At 70.1% G+C, this 7,335-nt stretch carries 8 protein-coding genes; all 8 read left to right on the top strand.

Features of this window, described 5'->3' with window-relative positions:
* Nucleotides 1-1,554: DNA translocase FtsK (locus IH13_RS0102950; RefSeq protein ID WP_031080804.1), on the top strand; the 1,554-nt coding region annotated here is incomplete at its 5' end.
* 211 nt (nt 1,555-1,765) lie between these two features.
* Nucleotides 1,766-2,563, top strand: a complete 798-nt coding sequence (locus IH13_RS0102945) for a helix-turn-helix domain-containing protein (protein ID WP_031080802.1) — start codon at nt 1,766-1,768, stop codon at nt 2,561-2,563.
* Nucleotides 2,564-2,709: 146 nt separating this feature from the next.
* A complete protein-coding gene (gene rimO, locus IH13_RS0102940) occupies nt 2,710-4,188 on the top strand; it encodes a 30S ribosomal protein S12 methylthiotransferase RimO (protein ID WP_031080799.1) in 1,479 nt (492 codons plus the stop codon).
* Nucleotides 4,185-5,018 carry a CDP-diacylglycerol--glycerol-3-phosphate 3-phosphatidyltransferase gene (gene pgsA, locus IH13_RS0102935; RefSeq protein WP_031080798.1) on the top strand — a complete coding sequence of 278 codons (834 nt, stop codon included), beginning with the start codon at nt 4,185-4,187 and terminating at the stop codon, nt 5,016-5,018. The genes rimO and pgsA overlap by 4 nt, the downstream gene beginning before the upstream one ends.
* Nucleotides 5,015-5,527, top strand: coding sequence for a CinA family protein (locus IH13_RS0102930; RefSeq protein ID WP_031080796.1), 513 nt, complete (start codon nt 5,015-5,017; stop codon nt 5,525-5,527). The genes pgsA and IH13_RS0102930 overlap by 4 nt, the downstream gene beginning before the upstream one ends.
* Before the next feature lie 109 nt (nt 5,528-5,636).
* Nucleotides 5,637-6,020 (top strand): helix-turn-helix domain-containing protein, encoded by a 384-nt coding sequence (locus IH13_RS0102925; protein ID WP_031080794.1) that lies wholly within the window; start codon nt 5,637-5,639, stop codon nt 6,018-6,020.
* Between the two features lie 213 nt (nt 6,021-6,233).
* Nucleotides 6,234-6,704, top strand: coding sequence for a Dps family protein (locus IH13_RS0102920; protein ID WP_031080793.1), 471 nt, complete (start codon nt 6,234-6,236; stop codon nt 6,702-6,704).
* A 50-nt stretch (nt 6,705-6,754) separates the two neighbouring features.
* Nucleotides 6,755-6,955: a CsbD family protein gene (locus IH13_RS0102915; protein ID WP_031080791.1), complete on the top strand. Its 201-nt coding sequence runs from the start codon at nt 6,755-6,757 to the stop codon at nt 6,953-6,955.
* The last annotated feature ends 380 nt before the right edge of the window (nt 6,956-7,335 follow it).

Raw genomic sequence — 7,335 nt, 5'->3', positions numbered from 1 at the left:
ATCCCGGATCTGACCAAGCCGGTACCGGAGCGCTCCGAACCGCTGCCCGCCCGTGCCGAACAGCTCCAGCTCTCCGGGGACATCACCTACGCCCTGCCCACCCTGGACCTCCTGGAGCGCGGCGGCCCCGGCAAGACGCGCAGCGCCGCGAACGACGCCGTCGTGGCCTCACTCACCAACGTCTTCACGGAGTTCAAGGTCGACGCCTCCGTCACCGGCTTCACCCGGGGCCCGACGGTCACGCGCTACGAGGTGGAACTCGGCCCGGCCGTCAAGGTCGAGCGGATCACCGCCCTCACCAAGAACATCGCGTACGCCGTCGCGAGTCCGGACGTCCGGATCATCTCCCCGATCCCGGGGAAGTCCGCGGTCGGCATCGAAATCCCCAACTCCGACCGGGAGATGGTCAACCTCGGTGACGTGCTGCGGCTCGCGGACGCGGCCGAGGACGACCACCCGATGCTGGTGGCGCTCGGCAAGAACGTCGAGGGCGGCTACGAGATGGCCAACCTGGCCAAGATGCCGCACGTGCTGGTCGCCGGTGCGACCGGTTCCGGCAAGTCCTCCTGCATCAACTGCCTGATCACCTCGATCATGGTGCGGGCGACCCCCGAGGACGTCCGGATGGTGCTCGTCGACCCCAAGCGCGTGGAACTCACCGCCTACGAGGGCATCCCGCACCTGATCACGCCGATCATCACCAACCCGAAGAAGGCCGCCGAGGCCCTCCAGTGGGTCGTCCGGGAGATGGACCTGCGCTACGACGACCTCGCGGCCTACGGCTACCGTCACATCGACGACTTCAACCACGCCGTGCGCAGCGGCAAGGCGAAGGCGCCGGAGGGGAGCGAGCGGGAGCTCTCGCCCTATCCGTACCTGCTGGTGATCGTCGACGAGCTGGCGGACCTGATGATGGTGGCGCCCCGGGACGTCGAGGACTCCATCGTCCGCATCACACAGCTCGCCCGCGCCGCCGGCATCCACCTGGTGCTCGCCACCCAGCGTCCTTCGGTGGACGTGGTCACCGGCCTCATCAAGGCGAACGTGCCCTCCCGGCTCGCCTTCGCCACCTCCTCGCTCGCCGACAGCCGGGTCATCCTCGACCAGCCCGGGGCGGAGAAGCTCATCGGCAAGGGGGACGGGCTGTTCCTGCCGATGGGGGCGAACAAGCCGACCCGTATGCAGGGGGCCTTCGTCACCGAGGACGAGGTCGCGGCAGTCGTCCAGCACTGCAAGGATCAGATGGCCCCGGTCTTCCGCGACGACGTGGTGGCGGGCACGAAGCAGAAGAAGGAGATCGACGAGGACATCGGCGACGACCTCGACCTGCTCTGCCAGGCCGCGGAGCTGGTCGTCTCCACCCAGTTCGGCTCCACCTCGATGCTCCAGCGCAAGCTCCGGGTGGGCTTCGCGAAGGCGGGCCGGCTGATGGACCTGATGGAGTCGCGCAACATCGTGGGCCCCAGCGAGGGTTCCAAGGCGCGCGACGTCCTGGTGAAGGCCGACGAGATCGACGGGGTGTTGGCCGTGATCCGTGGGGAAACCGCTTCGTAGGAGGACGGCGGGCAACCCTTTCGACCGGTCGCACGTCAAGTGGAGAGGAGGGGCAGTGGGATGACCGCCTGCCGCTCCGTTCCACGCCCTCCCGAGGGGCTCTCCGGCGAACCCGATGGCGTACAAAGTCGTCCCTCCCGGTTGCCCCACCCTTTCGTACCACCCCTAGACTGAACATCCAGCAGGTGGCTCACGCTCGAAAGGCGCCCCCGTGTCCATCGGCAACTCCCCCGAAGACGACCGGCCTTCGATCGGTCACGCGCTTCAGCAGGCCCGCATCGCCGCCGGTCTGACGGTCGAGGAAGTCAGCAGCTCCACCCGGGTGCGCATCCCCATCGTGCACGCGATCGAGACGGACGACTTCTCCCGCTGCGGCGGCGACGTGTACGCACGCGGCCACATCCGCATGCTCGCCCGGGCCGTGCGGCTCGACCCCGATCCGCTGATCGCCCGGTACGACGCCGAGCACGGCGGCACTCCCGCCCCCACCCCGGCGGCACCGCTGTTCGAGGCCGAGCGGATCCGCTCCGAGCCCCGCCGGCCCAACTGGACCGCCGCCATGGTCGCCGCCATCGTCGCCGTGATCGGTTTCGTGGGGTTCACCGTCTTCACCGGTGACGACGGTGATTCCGGCACCGCCAAGGTCGCCGAGGGCTCGCCCCCGGACAAGACGGTGCCCAGCCCGGCCGCCACCAGGCCCGCCGACCCCAAGCCCGCCCCCTCCGAGAGCGCCATCGCCGCGGCACCCCGCGACAAGGTGACGGTCAAGCTGAGCGCCACCGGCAAGAGCTGGATCTCGGCCAAGGACCACAACGGGCGCCAGCTCTTCGACGGGCTGCTCTCCAAGGGCGACTCCAAGACCTTCCAGGACAAGGAGCGCATCGACCTCGTCCTGGGGGACGCCGGTTCCATCGAGCTCTTCGTGAACGGCAAGAAGGTCGACGACCAGTTCGAGCCGGGACAGGTCGAGCGGCTCTCGTACACCAAGGGCGACCCCGAGGTCGGCTGACCTCCCCTCACGCAGCTCCCCGCTGAGCGTCCGGCCCCCCTCGGGCCGGACGCTCACCGCTTTCCCGGGGCTCTCGTCCGGTCACTCCCCGTAGCACCGAACCCTGCACGCCGGGGCGGGGTCCGGGACAAAGTAGTCTTGAGCCCATGCCCGAACGCCGTACCGTCGCCCTTGTCACGCTTGGCTGCGCCCGTAACGAGGTGGACTCGGAGGAGCTGGCAGGCCGCTTGGCAGCGGACGGCTGGGATCTCGTCGAGGACGCCTCGGACGCGGATGTCGCCGTCGTCAACACCTGTGGGTTCGTCGAAGCCGCCAAGAAGGACTCCGTCGACGCCCTCCTCGAAGCCAACGATCTCAAGGATCACGGAAGAACCCAGGCCGTGGTGGCCGTCGGCTGCATGGCCGAGCGCTACGGCAAGGACCTCGCCGAGGCGCTGCCCGAAGCGGACGGCGTGCTCGGCTTCGACGACTACGCCGACATCTCCGACCGCCTCCAGACGATCCTCAACGGCGGCATCCACGCGTCACACACCCCGCGAGACCGGCGCAAGCTGCTGCCGATCAGCCCGGCCGAGCGGCAGGACGCCGCCGTCGCGCTGCCCGGACACGCGCAGGAGATCGCCCCCGCTCCGGCCGACCTCCCCGAGGGCGTCGCCCCGGTCTCCGGTCCGCGGGCGCCGCTGCGCCGCCGGCTGGGTACCAGCCCTGTCGCCTCCGTGAAGCTGGCCTCCGGCTGCGACCGCCGCTGCTCCTTCTGCGCCATCCCCTCCTTCCGCGGCTCCTTCATCTCCCGTCGTCCCTCGGACGTCCTGGGAGAGACGCGCTGGCTCGCCGAGCAGGGGGTCAAGGAGGTCATGCTGGTCTCCGAGAACAACACCTCCTACGGCAAGGACCTCGGCGACATCCGGCTCCTGGAGACGCTGCTGCCCGAGCTCGCCGACGTCGACGGCATCGAACGCATCCGCGTCAGCTACCTGCAGCCCGCCGAGATGCGTCCCGGGCTGATCGACGTACTCACCTCGACTCCGAAGGTCGCACCCTACTTCGACCTGTCCTTCCAGCACTCCGCCCCCGGGGTGCTGCGGGCCATGCGCCGGTTCGGCGACACGGACCGCTTCCTGGAGCTCCTGGACACCATCCGGGGCAAGTCCCCGCAGGCCGGCGCCCGGTCGAACTTCATCGTCGGCTTCCCCGGCGAGACCGAGGCCGACCTCGCGGAGCTGGAACGCTTCCTCACCGGAGCGCGTCTGGACGCCATCGGTGTCTTCGGCTACTCCGACGAGGAAGGCACCGAGGCCGTCGGTTACGAGAACAAGCTGGACGCCGACGTCATCGCCGAGCGGCTCGCCCACATCTCCCAGCTGGCCGAGGAACTGACCTCGCAGCGCGCCGAGGAACGGGTCGGTGAGACGCTCCAGGTCCTGGTCGAGTCCGTCGAGTCCGAGGAGGACGGGCCGGTCGCGGTGGGCCGAGCGGCCCACCAGGCGCCCGAAACGGACGGCCAGGTCGTCTTCACCGCACGCGAAGGCCTGGTGCCGGGCCGTATGGTCGAAGCGAAGGCAGTGGGCACCGAGGGAGTGGACCTCGTGGCCGAACACCACGAGCTTGCGGAGGCAGCCAGATGACGGGAGCCCCGGCATCCGCGGCGGGCGGGTCCGGCGCGACGCCGGCACCGCGCGGCGGCAAGCTGGGCGCGGCGGCCGTGAACCAGGCCGGTCTGTGGAACATCGCCAACATCCTCACCATGGTGCGGCTGCTCCTGGTCCCGGTCTTCGTCCTGCTGCTCCTGCACCACGGCGGCGACGACCCGGTCTGGCGGTCGTTCGCCTGGGCGGCCTTCGCCGTGGCGATGATCACCGACATCTTCGACGGTCATCTCGCCCGGACGTACAACCTGGTCACCGACTTCGGGAAGATCGCGGACCCGATCGCGGACAAGGCGATCATGGGCGCGGCGCTCATCTGCCTCTCGGCCCTCGGTGACCTGCCCTGGTGGATCACCTCGGTGATCCTCGTCCGGGAACTCGGTATCACCCTCATGCGTTTCTGGGTCATCCGGCATGCCGTGATCCCGGCCAGCCGTGGGGGGAAGCTGAAGACCCTGGCCCAGGGGACGGCCGCCGGCATGTACGTCCTGGCCCTCACCGGGCCCCTGGCGACCCTCCGCTTCTGGGTGATGATGGCGGCCGTCGTGCTGACGGTCGTCACCGGACTCGACTACGTGCGCCAGGCCGTCGTGCTGCGCCGCAAGGGGCTGGCGGCCGAGCGCGCGGCCGCCCTGGAGGCGGTCACCGCGGCCGCGGACGCCGGGCGGCCCGACACGGCGTCCGTCGTCGCTGTGGTGCAGCCGGACGCGTGCCCGACCGGCACGGAAGCCGTCCCGGGCACCGGGACGGCAGAGGGTGTCGCGGAGCCCGTCGCCGGAGCCGGCGGCGCCACGGAGGCCGAGCGGTGACGTCCGCGGCGGCCCGTGTGCTGGGGCGGCTGCGGGACCGCGGGGAGACGCTCGCCGTCGCCGAGTCCCTGACCGGGGGCCTGGTGGCCGCGGAGCTCACCGCGGTGCCGGGGGCGTCCCACTCCTTCCGCGGCTCGGTCACGGCCTACGCCACGGCCCTGAAGCGCGATGTGCTGGAGGTCGACGCGGCCCTGCTCGCCGAGCGCGGCGCGGTGGACCCCGAGGTCGCCGCGGCGATGGCGGCCGGAGTGCGCCGGGTGCTGGGCGCGGACTGGGGGATCTCCACGACGGGGGTCGCGGGCCCCGAGCCGCAGGACGGGAAGCCGGTCGGCACCGTCTTCGTGGCGGTGTGCGGCCCCGGAGATGTCCGGAAAGTCGCCGAACTGAGATTGAACGGCGGGCGCGGGGACATTCGTAAGGAGAGTGTACGAAGCCTTTTGGAGCTGCTCTCGGGCGAACTCGTCGCGAACGCGGGGGCACAGGATACGGAACAGAACGGGGGGAATTGATGTTTGCAGCCCTGAGTGAACACGACATCGCTCCCCGCACGGCCGCAGCGCGAGGCGGTACGGTGGGGCGTGAAGGATGCGGCTACGCGGTCCGAGGAGGGAGCCACCGATGATTCTGCTCCGTCGCCTGCTTGGTGACGTGCTGCGTCGGCAGCGCCAGCGCCAAGGCCGTACTCTGCGCGAAGTCTCCTCGTCCGCCCGAGTCTCGCTCGGCTATCTCTCCGAGGTGGAGCGGGGGCAGAAGGAGGCATCCTCCGAACTGCTCTCCGCCATTTGCGACGCGCTTGACGTACGGATGTCCGAACTCATGCGTGAAGTGAGCGATGAACTGTCGCTGGCTGAGCTGGCCGCGTCGGCAGCAGCCAGTGATCCGGTGCCCGTGCCGGTGCGCCCGATGCTGAATTCCGTCTCCGTCACCTCGGTGACAGGCGTACCGACGGGACGGGTGACCATCAAGGCGCCCGCGGAAGCGGTGGATGTCGTCGCCGCCTGACCTGCGTGGTTCATGGCGAACCGAAAGCCCCGGCCGGCCCTCACGGGCCGGCCGGGGCTTTTGTTCTCCGTGTGTGCGAGGCGGTTCGCGGGGCAGGCGCGGAGTGAGGCCGGGAGGGCGTTCTGAGGAACTAACTCCCCAAATGACTCTTTTGTGTGATGTATGTCATCGTGGATGGACGGCATGCCGCACAGGATCTGATCGGAGAAGTGGATGTCTGTCGTGAAGAGCTCCCTGTCCGAGAGCGACCGCAAGGTCGTCGGTGATGCCCTGCAAGGCGCGCTCGTCGACCTGATCGACCTCTCGCTCGTGGCGAAGCAAGTGCACTGGAATGTGGTCGGTCCGCGCTTCCGGTCCGTGCACCTCCAGCTCGACGACGTCGTGGACACGGCGCGGCAGCACTCGGACACGGTCGCGGAGCGGGCTTCGGCGGTCGGTGTCAACCCGGACGGGCGGTCCAGGACGCTGGCGAAGACGACGGCCATCGAATCCGTGCCGGACGGCTGGATCAAGGACGCGGACGCGGTACGCGTACTCGTCGACGCCCTCCAGGTGGTGATCGGCCGGATGCGGGAGCGGATCGAGGCGACCGACGAGCCCGACCCCGTCAGCCAGGACATCCTGATCACGCTGACGGCGGACCTGGAGAAGCACGCGTGGATGTTCCAGGCGGAGTCCGCCTGAGCGTGCGGAAGCGGCCCGGGCAGTACCAGACCTTCGAGCGAGGAGAAGTCATGACGGACAAGAACGAGAACGCTATGGACAAGCTCAAGGGCAAGGCCAAGGAGGCGACCGGCAAGGTGACCGGTGACCGCCGCAAGGAGGCCGAGGGCAAGTCCGACCAGGCGAAGGCGAAGGCGGACGACGCCATGGGCGGAGCCGCCGACCGCGCCAAGGGCGTGAAGGACTCGCTGACCGACGACGACGGGCGGTAGTGCCCACCGGTCGGTCCCGTACGTCAGCGCAGGGACCTGCGTCTGTGCCCCCGCCGGGACGGCGGGGGCACACATGTGTGCGGAGCCGCAGGATGCAGGCGGGGCGCCGCCGGGGGAAACTGCGGGGGAGCGCGGTGGTGGGGCGCTCCCGGGACGGCTTCCGGTCTCCGGCGCGTGGTAGGGGCGTGGGCGCCGCCGGACCGCCGCACGCACGCCGGTAGTGCGCCGATGCGCCCTCCCGGCACGAGACCGGGCCGTACTAGCGTCGGCCGGAGGAGGCAGCCATGGTGCGGCGATGGGTGCCGGCGCTCGTCCTCGGCGGGGTGTGGTGGTGGGCCGTGCTGCGGCTCGCGCTGGAACCGGAGCACGCGGGCCTGGTC

It is taken from the genome of Streptomyces sp. NRRL WC-3549, assembly GCF_000721935.1.
Lineage (GTDB): Bacteria > Actinomycetota > Actinomycetes > Streptomycetales > Streptomycetaceae > Streptomyces.
The sequence above is the reverse complement of the archived record's forward strand: the minus strand, read 5'-3'. Positions and strand labels throughout refer to the sequence as shown.